The sequence below is a fragment of the Streptomyces sp. RFCAC02 genome, assembly GCF_004193175.1.
GTDB lineage: Bacteria > Actinomycetota > Actinomycetes > Streptomycetales > Streptomycetaceae > Streptomyces.
Map to the genome: position 1 here is coordinate 1,201,452 of NZ_SAUH01000001.1, position 16,947 is coordinate 1,218,398.

15 protein-coding genes and 1 pseudogene are annotated in these 16,947 nt (G+C 75.3%); 11 read left to right on the forward strand and 5 right to left on the reverse strand.

Annotation, left to right across the window (positions count from 1 at the left end; all coding sequences use genetic code 11):
- Window positions 1–36: 36 nt before the first annotated feature.
- Window positions 37–843 (reverse strand): PspA/IM30 family protein, encoded by an 807-nt coding sequence (locus tag EMA09_RS05420; RefSeq protein ID WP_129839417.1) that lies wholly within the window; start codon window positions 841–843, stop codon window positions 37–39.
- A 251-nt stretch (window positions 844–1,094) separates the two neighbouring features.
- Here EMA09_RS05420 and EMA09_RS05425 point away from each other — a divergent pair, with 251 nt between their 5' ends.
- Both EMA09_RS05425 and EMA09_RS05430 read left to right on the forward strand, forming a co-directional pair.
- Complete coding sequence (locus tag EMA09_RS05425; RefSeq protein WP_129839419.1) at window positions 1,095–1,691, forward strand: DUF3043 domain-containing protein; 597 nt, start codon at window positions 1,095–1,097, stop codon at window positions 1,689–1,691.
- A 93-nt stretch (window positions 1,692–1,784) separates the two neighbouring features.
- Window positions 1,785–2,855, forward strand: a complete 1,071-nt coding sequence (locus EMA09_RS05430) for a trypsin-like peptidase domain-containing protein (protein ID WP_129839421.1) — start codon at window positions 1,785–1,787, stop codon at window positions 2,853–2,855.
- Window positions 2,856–2,900: 45 nt separating this feature from the next.
- Here EMA09_RS05430 and EMA09_RS05435 read toward each other — a convergent pair whose 3' ends face one another.
- Entirely contained in the window at window positions 2,901–3,116 is a 216-nt protein-coding gene (locus EMA09_RS05435; protein WP_129839423.1) for a hypothetical protein, read from the reverse strand.
- Window positions 3,117–3,309: 193 nt separating this feature from the next.
- Between EMA09_RS05435 and EMA09_RS05440 the strand changes: the two genes are divergently transcribed.
- Window positions 3,310–4,509, forward strand: a complete 1,200-nt coding sequence (locus tag EMA09_RS05440) for a bifunctional adenosylcobinamide kinase/adenosylcobinamide-phosphate guanylyltransferase (protein WP_129839425.1) — start codon at window positions 3,310–3,312, stop codon at window positions 4,507–4,509.
- A gap of 1,050 nt (window positions 4,510–5,559) precedes the next feature.
- Window positions 5,560–6,657, forward strand: coding sequence for a nicotinate-nucleotide--dimethylbenzimidazole phosphoribosyltransferase (locus EMA09_RS05445; protein ID WP_129839427.1), 1,098 nt, complete (start codon window positions 5,560–5,562; stop codon window positions 6,655–6,657).
- Between the two features lie 7 nt (window positions 6,658–6,664).
- Here EMA09_RS05445 and EMA09_RS28195 read toward each other — a convergent pair whose 3' ends face one another.
- A complete protein-coding gene (locus tag EMA09_RS28195) occupies window positions 6,665–6,838 on the reverse strand; it encodes a hypothetical protein (protein ID WP_168220644.1) in 174 nt (57 codons plus the stop codon).
- A gap of 205 nt (window positions 6,839–7,043) precedes the next feature.
- Here EMA09_RS28195 and EMA09_RS28825 point away from each other — a divergent pair.
- Window positions 7,044–7,292: pseudogene (locus tag EMA09_RS28825) on the forward strand (Crp/Fnr family transcriptional regulator); the annotation flags it as partial.
- Window positions 7,293–7,350: 58 nt separating this feature from the next.
- Here EMA09_RS28825 and EMA09_RS28830 read toward each other — a convergent pair.
- Window positions 7,351–8,136 carry a hypothetical protein gene (locus EMA09_RS28830; RefSeq protein WP_240796236.1) on the reverse strand — a complete coding sequence of 262 codons (786 nt, stop codon included), beginning with the start codon at window positions 8,134–8,136 and terminating at the stop codon, window positions 7,351–7,353.
- Window positions 8,137–8,169: 33 nt separating this feature from the next.
- Here EMA09_RS28830 and EMA09_RS05455 point away from each other — a divergent pair, with 33 nt between their 5' ends.
- The gene (locus tag EMA09_RS05455; protein ID WP_129839429.1) at window positions 8,170–9,012 is read left to right on the forward strand and encodes an adenosylcobinamide-GDP ribazoletransferase; all 843 of its coding nucleotides are present in this window, start codon (window positions 8,170–8,172) and stop codon (window positions 9,010–9,012) included.
- Between the two features lie 49 nt (window positions 9,013–9,061).
- Here the strand turns inward: EMA09_RS05455 and EMA09_RS05460 are convergent, their stop codons facing one another.
- Complete coding sequence (locus EMA09_RS05460; RefSeq protein ID WP_206305906.1) at window positions 9,062–10,303, reverse strand: MFS transporter; 1,242 nt, start codon at window positions 10,301–10,303, stop codon at window positions 9,062–9,064.
- Window positions 10,304–10,361: 58 nt separating this feature from the next.
- On the opposite strand from EMA09_RS05460, the gene EMA09_RS05465 reads away from it, so the two are divergent.
- From EMA09_RS05465 to EMA09_RS05485, 5 genes are all read left to right on the forward strand, one after another.
- Window positions 10,362–10,973: a TetR/AcrR family transcriptional regulator gene (locus tag EMA09_RS05465; RefSeq protein ID WP_129839431.1), complete on the forward strand. Its 612-nt coding sequence runs from the start codon at window positions 10,362–10,364 to the stop codon at window positions 10,971–10,973.
- A 158-nt stretch (window positions 10,974–11,131) separates the two neighbouring features.
- The gene (locus EMA09_RS05470; RefSeq protein ID WP_129839433.1) at window positions 11,132–12,655 is read left to right on the forward strand and encodes a leucyl aminopeptidase; all 1,524 of its coding nucleotides are present in this window, start codon (window positions 11,132–11,134) and stop codon (window positions 12,653–12,655) included.
- Between the two features lie 168 nt (window positions 12,656–12,823).
- On the forward strand, window positions 12,824–14,212 hold the full coding sequence (gene lpdA, locus EMA09_RS05475) for a dihydrolipoyl dehydrogenase (protein WP_129839435.1): 1,389 nt from the start codon (window positions 12,824–12,826) through the stop codon (window positions 14,210–14,212).
- 64 nt (window positions 14,213–14,276) lie between these two features.
- On the forward strand, window positions 14,277–16,043 hold the full coding sequence (gene sucB / locus EMA09_RS05480; RefSeq protein ID WP_129839437.1) for a 2-oxoglutarate dehydrogenase, E2 component, dihydrolipoamide succinyltransferase: 1,767 nt from the start codon (window positions 14,277–14,279) through the stop codon (window positions 16,041–16,043).
- 117 nt (window positions 16,044–16,160) lie between these two features.
- Window positions 16,161–16,784, forward strand: coding sequence for a GntR family transcriptional regulator (locus tag EMA09_RS05485; RefSeq protein ID WP_129839439.1), 624 nt, complete (start codon window positions 16,161–16,163; stop codon window positions 16,782–16,784).
- Window positions 16,785–16,947: the final 163 nt, after the last annotated feature.

Below are 16,947 nucleotides of genomic sequence, written 5' to 3' on the forward strand. Positions count from 1 at the left end.
GCGCCCGTCCTCGCGGCAGGCCGTCTCGTGGGCCGCTCACTGCTTGTCGAACCGGGGGGACTCCTGCTGCTGCCCGGCCTGCGGCTCGGTGCCCGCGCCGGGCGAGCCGCCCTCGATGGCCTGGCGCCCGGCCGAGCTGCCGCCGGCCAGCTCCGCCTTCATCCGCTCCAGCTCGAACTCTACGTCCGAGTTCCCCGCGATCCGGTCCAGCTCGGCCGTCAGGTCGTCCTTCGTGGAGCCGGTCGGGTCGTCCAGGGCACCCGAGGCGAGCAGCTCGTCGATCGCGCCGGCGCGGGCCTGCATCTGCGCCGTCTTGTCCTCGGCGCGCTGGATGGCGAGGCCGACGTCGCCCATCTCCTCGGAGATGCCGGAGAACGCCTCACCGATGCGCGTCTGGGCCTGCGCGGCGGTGTAGGTGGCCTTGATGGTCTCCTTGCGGGTGCGGAACGCGTCCACCTTCGCCTGGAGGCGCTGCGCGGCCAGCGTCAGCTTGCTCTCCTCCGTCTGCAGCGTCTCGTGCTGCTGCTGCAGGTCGCTGATCTGCTGCTGGAGGCCGGCGCGGCGGGTCAGGGCCTCACGGGCCAGGTCCTCGCGGCCGAGGGCGAGGGCCTTCTTGCCCTGCTCCTCCAGCTTGGTGGACTGGTTGTTGAGCTGGTTGAGCTGGAGTTCGAGGCGCTTGCGCGACGTGGCCACGTCGGCGACGCCGCGGCGTACCTTCTGCAGCAGCTCCAGTTGCTTCTGGTACGAGTAGTCGAGGGTCTCGCGCGGGTCCTCGGCCTTGTCCAGGGCCTTGTTGGCCTTCGCGCGGAAGATCATCCCCATCCGCTTCATGACACCGCTCATGGGCTTCGCGCGCCCCCTTCTGCCGGGCTCGAACCGATGACCAAACTGCTGATCCCCTACTACCCTACGGGGCCTCTCTCCATTAGCGCACCGCCCGGCCGCGAATGACTCCTCCCACAGGACGATCGCGGCGCACGCCGTCTCCCGCCTGGGGTGGAGACGGCGCTCGCCCCGGGCGACGAGGCGCGGCGTTGCCGATTCGTTCCCCTTCCGCCCGGGCCGGGCGGAAGGGGAGCCCGTAGGCTGGGGGGGTGTTCCGAAGCCGTTCGAAAGAAGAGACCGCCCCCGCCTCCGACGCGGAGAGCGAGGAGCGGGCGCGTGACCCGCAGGCCCCGAAGGGCCGGCCCACCCCCAAGCGCAGCGAGGCGGAGGCCCTGCGCCGTGCCACGGCCAAGGCCCCGGCGGACCGCAAGGAGGCCGCCCGCCGTGCCCGTGAGCAGCGCCGCACGGCGCTGTCGAAGCAGCGGGAGGCCCTGCTGTCGGGCGATGAACGGCACCTCCCGGTCCGTGACCGCGGCCCGGTCCGGCGCTACGCGCGCGACTACGTGGACGCGAAGTGGCACGTCGCCGAGTACTTCCTGCCGATCGCCGTGGTGATCCTCGTCCTCAGCATGCTGCCGTCGATGCAGGCCAGGAACATCGCGCTGATGCTGTGGCTGGTCGTGATCGTGGCGATCGTCCTCGACTCGGTGCTGCTGTGGCGGCGCCTGAAGAAGCAGCTCAGGACGCGCTTCCCGAACGAGAACCTGCGCGGCGCCGGCCCGTACGCCCTCATGCGGACCCTCCAGATGCGGCGCATGCGGCTGCCGCGGCCGCAGATCAAGCGCGGCGAGGAACCGCGCCGCTGACGCGTCCGGGCCGGCCCGCCGGTTGCGCCACCGGGGCGCCGACGCGCGCGCCCCTGCCGTGCCGCGGGCACCCCAGCGTCCAGAATGCGGCGTATGGCGCGAACGTCCCTTCCCCGGTCCCGTCCGCCGGCCGCCGCCGTCCTGTGCGTGGCGGCCCTGTTCGCGTGCGCCTCGGGCTGCACCGCCGGCGCCACCGCGTCGGGTGAGCCGGCGGCCGCCAGGACCGCGACGCGCGCCCCGGCGCCGACGCGGACCGAGGACCTGCAGGACGCCTACCAGGACGTGGTGCAGGACGTGCTGCCGTCCGTCGTGCAGATCACCACGGAGGACGGACTCGGCTCCGGGGTCGTGTACGACGACCGGGGCCACATCGTCACCAACGCGCACGTGGTCGGGGAGGGCGAGGAGTTCGAGGTGCTGCTGGCGACACGGCAGCAGCCGCTCGCGGCGCGCCTCGTGGCGGCCTACCCGGACCAGGACCTCGCGGTCATCGCGCTCGACGACCCGCCGGACCGGCTGCGGCCCGCGACGTTCGGCGACTCGCGGAAGGTGGCGGTCGGGCAGATCGTCCTCGCGATGGGCAATCCGCTGGGCCTGTCGTCCAGCGTGACGCAGGGCATCGTGTCGGCGGTCGGGCGTTCCGTCAGCGAGGGCGAGGGGCGGGCCACCCTCGGCAACATGGTGCAGACGTCGGCCGCGATCAACCCGGGCAACAGCGGCGGCGCCCTCGTCAACCTGTCCGGGCAGGTCATCGGCATCCCGACGCTCGCCGCCCGCGACCCGGGGATGGGCGGGGGCCAGGCGGCCGGCATCGGCTTCGCGATCCCGGCGTCGACGGTGACGTTCCTGGCCGACCAGATGATCGAGCACGGCCGGGTCGTCGACTCGGGGCAGGCCGCGCTCGGGGTGTCCGTGCGGACGGTGCTCGGCGACGGGTTCGAGCCGGCCGGGGCCGCCGTCGTGGAGGTGACGGACGACGGGCCGGCCGACCGGGCCGGGCTGCGGCCCGGCGACGTCGTCGTGGAACTCGGGGGCGAACCCGTCACCGACGTGGTGTCGCTCGCCGAGGCGCTCGCCGCGCAGCGGCCCGACGACACGGTGTCCGTCCGCTACGCGCGGGACGGCGACAAGCGCGACGCGCGGGTCACGCTCGGCGAGGCGTGAGCGGCGGCAGGGCCCGGGCGGTGCCCGCCCCGCCGCCGCGCGGACTCAGCCGGCGTCGGACGCGGCGTGCAGGTCCATGGGGCCGTAGACCTTCGTCCCGTCCTCCAGGAGCGACACCTGGTCCACGCCGGCCTCGATCAGCTCGGGCCAGGTCTCCCCGATCCACGACTCGGCGTCGCCCTGGGTGCCGAAGTCACCGGGATCCTGGGGCGGTTCGGTCGCCGTGCCGTCCGCCCGTTCGAAGCGCCATTCCCACGTCATGTCCGCCTCCTGATCCCCTGCCGCGACTGCCTGCCCGCAGACTAAAGCACGGTCCGGCCCGTGGCGCACCACCGCGCGTGCCCGCCCCGCCCGTACGGCGCGCGAGCCGGGCGCCGGTGTGCGCGGACGGGCGGGGGCGCGGCGGGCCGGGGCCGGGGCGGGGCGATCGGGACGTACCGGAGAGGATCACCGTATGGAGGTCACCCTGCTCGGCACGGGCGCGCCCGCCGGCCTGCCCCGTCCCGGCTGCCCCTGCGCCGTGTGCGCCCGCGCCCTGGGCGACGACGCCCGCACGGCGACCTCGCTGCTGATCGACGACGTGCTGCTCATCGATCTCACGCCCGGCGCGGCGCTGGCCGCCGCCCGCGCGGGGCGGTCGCTGGCCGGGGTGCGGCAGGTCCTGCTGACCCACCCGGGGCGGGGGCCTCTGCCCGAGATGCCGGCCGGGCTGCCGGGTGCCGTGCGGCTGCCGGACGGGCGCGATCTCGCGCTGATCAGCGGCCACCGGGTGCGCGCTGTCGCCGTGGACGTCCCCGGCACGGGGTACGCGGTGACCGGTCCCGACGGCGGCCGTCTGCTGTACCTGCCGCCGGGCGCGGCACCGGCCGGGCCGGGCGGCGGGCCGCCGTACGACCTGTGCCTGCTGGACGTGACGGGGCGCCCCGACGCGCTGGCACGGCTGCGGGCGGCGGGCGCGGCGGCGCTGACGACGGACCTGGTGGCCGTGCACCTGGACCACGACGTCCCGCCGGGCGCCGAGACGCACCGGCGTCTCGCGGCGGCGGGCGTGCGGGCCGTCCCCGACGGGACGACGGTGACGGTGGGCGACTTCCGGCTCGTGCCCGACCTGCCGCGCCGGACGCTCGTCCTCGGCGGCGCACGGTCGGGCAAGTCGGCCGAGGCGGAGCGGCGACTGGCCGCGTTCCCCGGCGTCGTGTACGCGGCGACGGGCGGCCGGCGCGACGGCGACGGGGAGTGGGCGGCGCGGGTGGCGGCGCATCGCGAACGCCGCCCGCCGGGCTGGTCGACCGTGGAGACGTGCGACCTGGTGCCGCTGCTGGCGGCGGACGACGGGCCGCCGCTGCTGATCGACTGCCTGGCGCTGTGGCTGACCGACGCGATGGACGCGGTGGGCGCCTGGGACGACGCGCGGTGGGCCGCCGGCGCGCCGCGCGACCTGGCCGACCGGACCGGCGCGCTCGTGTCCGCGCTGCGCGCGACGCGCCGCACGGTGGTGGCGGTGAGCAACGAGGTCGGCTCGGGCGTGGTGCCCGCGACGGCCGCCGGCCGCCGTTTCCGCGACGAACTGGGCCGGCTGAACGCGGCGGTGGCGGCGGAGTGCGAACAGGTCGTGCTGACGGTGGCGGGAACGGCACTGCAACTGCGCCCGTGACGGCCGGCCGCACCCCGGTCGGTGCTGCCCGCGCCGACCGGGGTGCGGCACGGGCAGCACCGGTGGACGACCGTTCGGCCCGGAGGTACGGCAGGTCGAACGCCGGGGCACGGATGTCCGACCCGGTGCACGCGCCGGCGGAGGGACCGCGTCCGACGAGTCGCCGGATTCCCCTGGGCGCGCAGGCGATGCGGCGGCGCGGGCGGCCCTGCCGCGCGTTGTCCGCCCGGAAACGGCACGCCGGTGGGTGGCGACGCGGACCCGTGACGTGAGGTCGCGCAGCACGGCGACCACCCCCGGCGGGGCCGCCCGCCGTGCACCGGCCCGGCTCCCCCTCGCATGCCACGCGGTACGCCGACCCCTCACAGGAGGGCGAGAGATGCGACCGGACCGCAGCACGGCCGCCCGAGCCACGCGCGGCCATGCGGAACGCCTCCCGCACCCGCGCGGGCGGGCACCGGCCCCGCTTCTCGCGGAGGCCACCCGTACGCGGGGCGGCCGCACCAGCCCCGGCCACTCCCTTCCGGGCGCGGGAACCGCGACACCGCCCCGTGGCGGACGGGGCGCTCCCGAACGCGCCCGGGTGGCCAGAACTGCGCGTGCCACCCGGTACGGGCGAGCACTCCGCGGCGGACCGGCCAGTCCACCGTGCCTGCGGGGCACGAGCAGGAGTTCCCGCCGGGGACCCGACGCGCCGGCGAGGATCGTCCGCGCGCCGCTGCGCCCGGGGAGCGACGTAGCAGGCGGCCGCGCCGAGTCGCCGGGAATGCGGACCGGCCGTCCCCGATTCCCGCGCCCCTCCGGGAATCCGACACACAACCCGACGTGCCGGCGAGCACCACCTCATGCATGCGCGGCCGTGCACCGCCGCGACGCGGGGCGACCGTGATCGGGGCAGCCCGCGAGCCGGCCGGGGAACTCGTCGGCGCGTGCGTCGGCGTCACCTGATGCCCGGCCAACGGCCGTGGCCGGGGCGCGTGTCCGTTGCGGCAGGTGGGGTGCTGCGTCGGCCGCCGGGAGGGTGTGCGGGCTGGCGGTAGTCTCGTGCGCATGACGGACGGCGGCCTCAACCTCCATGACTTCGGCGACCTCATCGAACGTCCCGGCGCCCGGCTCCGGCGCCGCGCCGAGGAGCGCCGGACGCGTGTCGGCCTCGCCCCGGGGGCGCTCGGCCGGCTCGACGGGATCGGCACCTGGCTGGCGGCCGTCCAGTCCCGGGTGCCGGTGCGGCCCCTGGAGCGGACCACCGCCGTCGTGTTCGCCGGTGACCACGGCATCGCCGCCCGCGGGGTGTCGGCCCGGCCGGCCGGCAGCGCCGCGACGCTGGTGCGGGCGCTGCTCGACGGCACGAGCCCCGGCGCCGTCCTCGCCCGCGGGGCGGGGGTGCCGGTGCGCGTCATCGACACCTCGCTCGACTGCGACCCCGGCGGCCTGCCCGCCGAGGTCACCCGGTACCGGATCCGGCGCGGCTCGGGCGCGCTGGACGTCGAGGACGCCCTGACCGCCGACGAGGCCGAGCGCGCCTTCCGCCTCGGCATGGCCGTCGCCGACGAGGAGGCCGACGCCGGCACGGACCTGATCGTCCTCGGCGACCTGTCGGTCGGCGGCACCACGGCGGCCGGGGTGCTGATCGCGGCCATGTGCGGCACGGACGCGTCGGTCGTGACGGGCCGGGGCGGCATGCCCATCGACGACCTCGCGTGGATGCGGAAGTGCGCGGCGATCCGGGACGGTCTGCGGCGCGCCCGCCCGGTCCTCGGCGACCAGGTGCGGCTGCTCGCCGCGGTGGGCGGCGCCGACCTGACGGCGATGACCGGTTTCCTGCTCCAGTGCGCCGTGCGGCGGACGCCGGTGCTGCTGGACGGCGTGGTGTCGGCCGCGTGCGCGCTGGTGGGGCAGCGGATCGCGTTCCGCGCGCCGGACTGGTGGCTCGCCGGGCAGGCGAGCGGCGAGCCGGGGCAGGCGAAGGCGCTGGACCGGCTCGCCGCCGAGCCGCTGCTCGACCACGGGGTGACGGTCGGCGAGGGCACGGGCGCGCTGCTGGCGCTGCCGCTGGTGCGGGCCGCCGCCGCCCTGGCCGCCGAACTCCCGGAACGTCCCGGGCACTCCGCCGACAGCGCGCCGGCGGTCGCGGCCGACGCGACGTGACGCCGCGTCAGGCCCCGCCGGGACCCACCCCCGGCGTGCACTCCCGCACGCCGCTCACCCGGACTCCCGGCGTGCGGAAGTAGGGGTCGGCCGCCACGATCCGCTCCGGGCCGGGGCGGTCGGTGTCGAGGACGAGGACGGCCCCGCTGTCGTCCGCCCACGGTCCGGCGGCGACGAGCACGCCCTCCGCGTGCAGGCGGGTCAGCAGACGAGGATCAGCACCCGCCGAGGGTACGGCCGCCGGTGTGACCCGGTCCGTGTCCGATGACGCACCGGGTGCCCAGAACCCACTGCTCGCCGGCCTCCCAGAACCCGTGCTGCGGCAGGTGCGGGACGGATCGCTGCCGCGCGACGTCCCCGCGGGGCGGGTGCTGTGCGACGCCGGTGTGCCCGCCTGCCACCTCCCGCTGCCTGGCGCTGCGGTCCGGCGAGGGGGATACGCCCTGTGCGCTGGACAAGGTGGCCGCGATCGACGGCGGCACCACACCGCGACGGCCACGCGGTCCGCCGGGGCGCGGCTCGCGGCCTGGCTGCCGGAGCGGGCCGCGGGGACGCCGGGCGGTGGTCCGGTCCCCCTGCCGGACGGCGCGCAGCAGGCGCTCGCCGACACGCTGGGGTTGACACGCGTGACCGTCAGCCGTGCCCTGGCAGGGCTGCGGCGCGGCGGGCTGGTCGCGGTGCGGCGCGGCTCCGTCACCGGCCGCCGGTCCCGCCCCCGGGACCCGCGGGGCGCGGGTGTGTCGGGGTGCCGCCGAGCAGGTCGTCGAGGCGCCGCTCCAGGTGTCCCCAGCGGGCCATGTGCGCGCGTTCCCGCCGGTCGGCCCGTGCCGCCGTGCGCGGCCTGCGGGCGTACACCTTCCGCGCCCACAGCGATGCGGGGCGTGCCAGCCGTACCGCGCCGATCAGCGCGACGAACGGCACGAGCACGCCGAACACCGTCAGCCGGTACTTGCCCTTGAGCAGCGCGACCACGGCGAACACGACGTTGGCGAGCAGCGTCACCGTCCAGCTCCCCCGGGCCGCCCACTCCTCGGGTCCCGCGCTGTCCACCCCGAAGGGGAGGAAGCCGCACAGCGCGATCGTGCACAGCGCCGCCGTCAGCACGACCGCCTCCACGCTCTTCTGGCCCGCCGCCGACCAGTACACGTCGTGCAGGTACAGCATCAGCGCGAACTCGTCCATGACCAGGCCGGCGCCGATGCCGAAGGCGATCGCCGTCGCGGCGGCCGGCCAGCCGTCGGCGTCCGTGCCGACGCCCGTGAAACCGCCGACGCACATCAGGATCACGCCCGGCACCATGTGGTGGATGTGCCGGCCGCCCGCCGACACGTCGTGGAACGGTCCGCGGCCGGCCCGGATCATGCGTGTCACGCACCGTGTCACGAGCCAGGTCACGATGAACGCGAGCAGCGCGAGCAGCATCGGCAGCTTGCCCGCGTCGACGATGTTCCGCTCCCACCAGTCCAGTACCGCGTCCATGGCCGACAGCGTCGACCGCTACGCTCCGGTCCGATGAACGCCACGCCGCCCCCGCCTCCCGCCGGGCCACCCCCCGCCACCGGGACGGACGTACGCAGCGCGCTGCGCCTCGCGTTCGGCACGCTGACCGTGCTGCCCGTCCGTGTCACCCGCTTCGACCGGCCGACGGCGCGCGGCGGGATGCTGGCCGCGCCGCTCGCCGGTCTCGTCGTCGGCCTGGCCTGCGCGCTGCTGTCCTGGCTGCTCCTCGAACTGGAGGCCGGCCGGCTGCTCACCGCCGTCCTCACGGTCGCGCTGCACGCGGCGCTCAGCCGGGGCCTGCACCTCGACGGGCTCGCCGACGTCGCCGACGGGCTGGGGAGCCGGCGGCCGGCCGGTGAGGCGCTGCGGGTGATGAAACGTTCCGACATCGGGCCGTTCGGGGTGCTCGTCCTTGTCCTCACGCTGCTGGCGCAGATCGCGGCGGTGTACGAGCTGTACGGGCACGGGCGGGCGCGCGCGCTGACGGCGGTCGTGTGCGCCGTCGTGGTGGCGCGGGCGGCGCTGACCTGGGCGTGCCGTACGGACGCGCCGCCGGCGGCCCGGCCGGACGGGCTCGGCGCGGCCGTGGTGCGGACGGTGCCGACGGGCGCCGCGCTCGCGGTCGGGTGCGCCGTGGCGTTCGGCGCGGCGGTCGCGGGCGCCCTGGCGTGGGACCGCCCGGCGGTCGGGGCGCTCGGCGGCCTGCTGTCCACCGCGCTGGGTCTTGCCGCCGCCGAACTGCTGCTGCGGCACTGCGCGCGCCGTTTCGGCGGCCTGACGGGTGACGTCCTGGGCGCGGCGGCCGAGACGGCGGCGACGGTCGCGCTGATCGTGTGGACGGTGAGCGCGCCCTGACCCGGGACCGTCCCCGGCCGCGGCGGACCGGGGACGGCGTGCGGGTCCGTCAGCACAGGCTCGCCTCGGCGCGGGCGTGCCGCACCGTCAGGACCGCCGCCACGGCGCAGGCGCCCCCGAGGCACAGGACGCCCTCGACGGCGAACGAGTCGATGATCAGACCGCCCAGGAGCGCGCCGAGACCGATCGACAGGTTGAACACCGCCACCCACAGGGCGGAGGCCGCCTCCACGGCCTGCGGCGCCGTCCTGATCATCCAGGTCTGCAGGCTGACCGACACACCGCCGAAGGCCAGGCCCCAGACGATCAGCAGGACGGCACCGCCGACGGGTCCCCGGCCGAGCAGCGGATACAGCGGTATCGCGACCGCCAGGGCCACGGCGACGGCCAGCGCGGTCCGGTAGGGGCTGCGCGCCAGCGCCGCTCCGGCGAGGAAGTTGCCCGCCATGCCCGCCAGGCCGAACCCGAACAGCAGCGGACCGACGAACCGTTCGTCGATCCCCGCCAGGTCCTGGAGCACGGGGCTCACGAAGGTGTAGGCCGCGAAGTGGCCGGTCACGACGAGCAGCGTGGCGAGGATGCCGACGCGCACGCCCGGGTTGCGGAACTGTTCGGCCAGGAACCGCGGCCGGACGGGACGGGTGGCGGCCAGCGGCGGCAGGACGGCCAGCAGCGCGAGCAGGGCGACGAGCGCCAGCGCGCTCAGCGACGCGAAGGCGACGCGCCAGCCCGTGAGGTCGCCGAGCAGGGTGCCGACCGGGACGCCGAACACGTTCGCCGCGCCGACACCGCCGAAGACGACCGCGGTCGCCCGCGGCACGTGCGCCGGCGTCACGAGCCGGACGGCGAGGCCGCTCGCGACGGCCCAGAAGCCGCCGATCGCCACCCCGACCAGCACCCGGGACGCGACGAGGACGGCAAATCCCGGCGCCAGGGCCGAGGCGACGTTGGCGAGGGTCATCAGCCCCATCAGCCCGAGCAGCAGCAGGCGCCGGTCCATGCCGCCGACGAGCACCGGGACCACGGGCGCGGCGACGGCGGCGACCAGGCTGGGCACCGTCACCATCAGCCCGGCCGTGCCCTCGGAGACCGACAGCGCCGATCCCACGCCGGTCAGCAGCCCGATCGGCAGTTGTTCGGCCGTCACCAGCAGGAAGGTGCCCAGGGCCACGGCGGCGACCGCCGGCCAGTGGTTCCGTCCCGGTTCCCCGGGGTCGCCCGCCCGGGCGGGGGCCTGTTCCGTCGTCGTCACCGACGCCTCCTCCAGTCGTTCGGGAGCGATCGCTCCCATACGCCGGGCGACCCTAGTACGGGAACGATCGCTCCACAACTCCGGTAGGCTGGCGCGCATGGCACGCCCACGACAGTTCGACGAGCGGGACGCGGTCGCCAGGGCGACCGGGCTCTTCTGGCGCCGCGGCTACAACGCCACCTCGGTGCGCGACCTCGGCGACGAACTCGACCTCACGCCGAGCAGCATGTACCGGACGTTCACCGACAAACACACCCTGTTCCTCCGCGCGCTCGACCACTACCGGGCCACCGAATCCGCCCGGGCCGGGGACCGGCTGGTCGCGGACGCCGACGGCCGGCCCGTCCACCGGGTGCTGCGGGACTGGATGCTGTGGCTGGTCACCTGCCCGCCCGGGGCCGAACACGGACGCGGCTGCTTCGTGGTCAACACGGCCACCGAGCTGGGCACGACCGACGACGAGGTCCGCCGGCGGACCGAAGCCGCGTTCGACGTCACCCGGCAGGCGCTGCGCGGCCTCCTTCTCACGGGCCGCCACCGGGGCGAACTGCCCGCCGGCCTCGACATCGACGACGCCGTCGAACTGCTCTTCACCACCGTCCTCGGCCTGCGGGTGAGGGAGCGCGCGGGCCACGACCCCGCGCGCCTCGCCACCGCGATCGACGCCGCGGTCCGGTCGCTGGGCCTCACGGACACGGATCCGTCCTGAACACCCCCGCACGGCGGCGCGGATGGCGCGGTACGGCGTACGCCCGGTGCGCCGGAGGCCGGGCGTAGTCTTCTGATGCCGCCGCCCCACCGCCCCGGAGGCGCCGCGGGGCCGCGGGCCGCTGCCGACGACCCCGACGGAACGGAAACCACAGCACCGTGACTGAACTGACCCTCAGCAATCTCTCCGCGACCTCGGTCCCGGCCGACGCCGTCGTCATCGGCCTCGTCAAGGGCGGCTCGGGTCCGGTGCCCGCCCCCGGGCCGGCCGCCGCCGCTGCCGTGGACGAGGCGTTCGGCGGCCGGCTCGCGTCGGCCCTCGCCACCGTCGGCGCGAAGGGCGAGGCCGAGGAGATCACCAGGCTGCCCACGCCCGACGGCGTCCCGGCGCCGCTCGTGGTGGCCGTCGGCCTCGGCGCCGCCCCCGAGGCGGGCGAGCCGTACGCGCCCGAGACGCTGCGCCGCGCCGCCGGAGCGGCCGCCCGCGCCCTGGCCGGCTCCGAGCACGCCGCCTTCGCGCTGCCCGTGGACGGCGACGGCGCCCTCGCCGCCGTGACGGAGGGCGCGCTGCTGGGCGCCTACACGTTCACCGCGTTCAAGGGCCGCGGCCACGAGGGCGCCGGGCCGCTCGCACGGATCACCGTGCTCGACCCGGGCGCCGCCGAGGCGTCGCACACCGCCGCCGCCGAACGGGCGCTGGTCGTGGCCGAGGAGGTCGCCCGCGCCCGTGACCTCGTGAACACCCCGGCCAACGCGCTCAACCCCGCCCGGTTCGCCGCCCTCGTGGAGAGCGCGGCCCCCGAGTACGGCGTCGAGGTCGAGATCCTGGACGAGACGCGGCTCGCCGAGGGCGGCTACGGCGGCATCCTCGGCGTCGGCCAGGGCTCCGACTCCCCGCCGCGCCTGGTCCGCGTCGCCTGGCGCAGCCCGGCCGCCGCCGCGACCCTCGCCCTGGTCGGCAAGGGGATCACCTACGACTCCGGCGGCCTGTCCCTGAAGCCGGTCGGCGCGAACGAGACCATGAAGTGCGACATGGGCGGCGCCGCCGCCGTGTTCTCCACGGTCGTCGCCGCCGCCCGCCTCGGGCTCGCGGTGAACGTGACGGGCTGGCTCGCGCTCGCCGAGAACATGCCGTCCGGCAGCTCCACCCGGCCCGGCGACGTGCTGACGATGTACGGCGGCAAGACCGTCGAGGTTCTCAACACCGACGCCGAGGGCCGCCTCGTCATGGCCGACGCCCTCGCGCGGGCCTGCGAGGAGTCCCCCGACGCCCTCGTCGACATCGCCACCCTGACCGGCGCCATGATGGTGGCGCTCGGCAAGCGCACCTTCGGCGTCATGGCGAACGACGACGCGTTCCGGACGCTGGTGCACGAGACGGCGGGGCAGGCCGGCGAGGCGTCCTGGCCGCTGCCGCTGCCCGCCGACCTGCTGGACACCCTGAAGTCCCCGGTCGCCGACCTCGCCAACGTCGGCGAGCGCTGGGGCGGCGGGCTGACCGCGGGCGTCTTCCTCCAGGAGTTCGTGACCGACGGCACACGCTGGGGCCACCTGGACATCGCGGGTCCCGCGTTCAACGAGGGCGGCCCGTTCGGCTACACGCCCAAGGGCGGCACCGGCTCCGCCGTCCGCACCCTGGTGCGGCTGGCCGAGCGCGTCGCCGACGGGGAACTGGCCGGCTGATCCGGTGCCGGACGCCGCCCCGCCCCGGGGCACCGGGCGGCGTCCGGCCTTCCGGGGCAGCGTGCGAAGATGGGCTCCGGCAGGACAGGGCCCGGCTCAACCACCCAGGCGAGCCGCACACCGCCGTCCACAGCGGCGGCCGACAACCCCATCTTGGAGGAACGTGACGTGGCGAACGACGCCGGCACCGTTTACGACCTGGTGATCCTCGGGGGTGGCAGCGGCGGGTACGCCGCGGCCCTGCGGGCGTCCCAGCTCGGTCTGGACGTCGCCCTCATCGAGAAGAACAAGCTGGGCGGCACCTGTCTGCACAACGGCTGCATCCCCACCAAGGCCCTGCTGCACGCCGGCGAGATCGCCGACGCCGCGCGCGAGGGCAGTGAGTTCGGGGTCAGGACGACCTTCGACGGCATCGACATCGCCGGGGTCCACAAGTACAAGGACGGCGTGATCGCCGGCCTCTACAAGGGGCTCCAGGGCCTCGTGGCCTCCCGGAAGATCACCTACGTGGAGGGCGAGGGCCGTCTCGCGTCCCCCACCGCCGTCGAGGTGAACGGCCGGACGTACACCGGCCGGCACGTCCTGCTGGCCACCGGTTCCGTCCCCAGGTCCCTGCCGGGCCTGACGATCGACGGCGACCGGATCATCTCCTCCGACCACGCGCTGGTCCTCGACCGGGTGCCGAAGTCCGCGATCGTGCTGGGCGGCGGTGTGATCGGTGTCGAGTTCGCGTCCGCGTGGAAGTCGTTCGGCACCGACGTGACGATCGTCGAGGGGCTGCCGCACCTCGTCCCCGCCGAGGACGAGAACAGCTCCAAGCTCCTGGAGCGCGCTTTCCGCAAGCGGGGCATCGCCTTCTCCCTCGGCTCCTTCTTCCAGTCCGCCGAGTACACGGCCGACGGTGTGCGCGTCACCCTGGCGAACGGCAAGGTGTTCGAGGCGGAGCTGCTGCTCGTCGCCATCGGGCGCGGCCCCGTCTCGCAGGGCCTCGGCTACGAGGAGGCCGGAGTCGCCATGGAGCGCGGCTTCGTCCTGGTGGACGAGTACTGCCGCACCAACGTGCCGACGATCTCGGCGGTCGGCGACCTCGTCCCGACGCTCCAGCTCGCGCACGTCGGGTTCGCCGAGGGCATCCTCGTGGCGGAGCGGCTGGCCGGCCTCACGCCGGTGCCGATCGACTACGACGGTGTGCCGCGCGTCACCTACTGCCACCCGGAGGTCGCCTCCGTGGGGATCACCGAGGCCCGTGCCAAGGAGCGGTACGGCGCGGACCAGGTGGTCACGCTGAAGTACAACCTGGCCGGCAACGGCCGGAGCAAGATCCTGAAGACGGCGGGCGAGATCAAGCTCGTGCGCGTCCGGGACGGCGCCGTCGTCGGCGTCCACATGGTCGGGGACCGGCTCGGTGAGCAGGTCGGCGAGGCCCAGCTGATCTACAACTGGGAGGCGCTGCCGTCCGAGGTGGCTCAGCTCATCCACGCCCACCCCACGCAGAACGAGGCGCTCGGCGAGGCCCACCTCGCGCTCGCCGGCAAGCCGCTGCACTCCCATGACTGAGCTTGGCGCGACATCACCGGAGCGCGTTTCCATCCGCCACTTTTCGTAAGGAGCAACAGAAACCATGGCGGTTTCCGTAACCCTTCCGGCGCTCGGCGAGAGCGTGACCGAGGGCACCGTCACCCGCTGGCTCAAGGCCGAGGGCGAGCACGTGGAGGCCGACGAGCCGTTGCTCGAGGTCTCCACCGACAAGGTCGACACCGAGATCCCGTCGCCCGCCGCCGGTGTCCTGGCGTCGATCAAGGTCGCCGAGGACGAGACCGTCGAGGTGGGCGCCGAACTGGCGATCATCGACGACGGTTCCGGCGCGCCCGCCGCCGCACCGGCGCCGGCGCAGCAGGAGCAGGCCGCGCCGCAGCCCGAGCCGGCGCAGCCCGCCCAGCCCGCCGCCCCGGCCCAGCCGGCCGAGGCCCCCGCAGCGCAGCCGTCCGGCGGCGCGGCCGAGGGCACCGACGTGGTCCTGCCGGCGCTCGGCGAGTCCGTCACCGAGGGCACCGTCACCCGCTGGCTCAAGGCGGTCGGCGAGAGCGTCGAGGCCGACGAGCCGCTGCTCGAGGTCTCCACCGACAAGGTCGACACCGAGATCCCGTCGCCCGTCGCCGGCACCCTGCTGGAGATCACGGTCGGCGAGGACGAGACGGCCGAGGTCGGCGCGAAGCTCGGCGTCATCGGTGCCGCGGGGGCCGCTCCGGCCGCCCCGGCCCCGGCCGAGCCCGCCGCCCCCGAGCCGGCGAAGGCCCCCGAGCCGCAGCCCGCAGCCCCGGCTGCTCCGGCCCCCGCACCGGCCGCACAGGCCCCCGCCCCGGCGCAGCCCGCCGCTCCGGCCGCGGCCCCCGCGCCGGCGCAGCCGAAGGCGCCCGCGCAGGCCCCGGCCGCGCGCCGCGCCCAGGAGCCCGCCCCGGCGACGGACGGCGCGTACGTCACGCCGCTCGTCCGGAAGCTGGCCTCGGAGAACGGTGTCGACCTCACGTCCGTCAAGGGCTCGGGCGTCGGCGGCCGTATCCGCAAGCAGGACGTCCTGGCCGCGGCCGAGGCCGCGAAGGCCCCCGCCCCGGCGGCCGCCGCCACCGCGGCGCGGCCGTCCGGTCCCGCGCCGGTCCAGCCGTCCCCGCTGCGCGGCCAGACGGTCAAGATGAGCCGTATCCGCAAGGTCATCGGCGAGAACATGATCAAGGCGCTGCAGAACCAGGCGCAGCTCTCCACGGTCGTGGAGGTCGACGTCACGCGCCTGATGCGGCTGCGGGCGAAGGCCAAGGAGGCGTTCCAGGCGCGCGAGGGCGTGAAGCTGTCGCCGATGCCGTTCTTCGTGAAGGCGGCGGCCGAGGCGCTGAAGGCCCACCCGGCGATCAACGCCCGGATCAACGACGACGGCACCGTCACGTACCACGACGTGGAGAACGTCGGCATCGCCGTGGACTCCGAGAAGGGCCTGATGGTCCCCGTCATCAAGGGTGCGGGCGACCTGTCGCTGGCCGGCATCGCGAAGAAGACGGCGGAGCTGGCGGCGAAGGTCCGCGGCAAGGGCCTGACGCCCGACGACATGTCCGGCGGCACCTTCACCATCAGCAACACCGGTTCGCGCGGCGCGCTGTTCGACACGATCATCGTGAACTACCCGCAGGTCGCCGAGCTGGGCATCGGGGCGACGGTGCGCCGTCCCGTGGTGGTGAACCACCCGGACCTCGGCGAGACCATCGCGATCCGCGACATGGTCTACCTGACGCTCTCCTACGACCACCAGCTCGTGGACGGCGCCGACGCCGCCCGCTACCTGGGCGACGTGAAGGAGCGTCTGGAGGCCGGCCAGTTCGAGGGTGAGCTCGGCCTGTAACCCGGCAGCAGGACCGCGCCGCGCCCCGCCCGGAGCTCTCCGGGCGGGGCGCGGCCGTCTCGCCGCCTCCCCCGACCCGTTCCGGGCCGGGGCCGAATCAGGACAGGAGCGTGCGGAATGAGTCCGCCCATCGTGCGTTCGCTGCGCGAGCAGATCCGCGAGCACATCGTGGAGGGCATCGTCAGCGGGCGCTGGCAGCCGGGCGAACGGATCGTGGAGCGGCGCATCGCCGTCGAGCTGAGCGTCAGCCAGACGCCCGTACGCGAGGCGCTGCGCGAGCTGGAGGCGCTGCGGCTCATCGAGTCGGTGCCGAACAAGGGGGTCAGGGTCCGCGCGCTGGCCGCCGCCGATCTGGAGGAGATCTACCCGGTCCGCGCCGGGCTCGAACAGATGGCGGCCGAACTGGCTGCGGAGCGGCTGGCGCGGGATGTCTCGGAGCTGTCGCCGGAGGTCGCGGCGCTGTACGAGGCGGACCGGCTGGCCGACGCGGAGGCGCAGGTCGGGCACACGGTGGCGTTCCACCGGGCGCTGGTCCGCGCCGCGGGCAACAGCGTCCTGCTCCACACCTGGGAGTCCCTGGGCATCGAGGTGTGGACGGCCCTGTCGATCCGCTGGCTGGGGACGCGGCAGCGGTCGTACGCGGAGGAGCACCAGGAGCTGGTCGACGCGTTCACCCGCCGTGACCCGGAGATCGGGCGGCTGGTCAAGGAGCATGTCCTGAACTGTGCACCCCGTGCCTGAGCGCCTGGCATCCCGTGCCAATTTCTCCGATTCGATGATTTTTTGACCCGAACCCTTTGATCGATCATCGATCAGAGGGCTATGGTTTCACCGCAAGCGAGCCCGCCGCGAAGCTCCTGTCCTGCCCCGCGGTGCGGTTCCCACTGGAGGCCCGGGTCCCGAA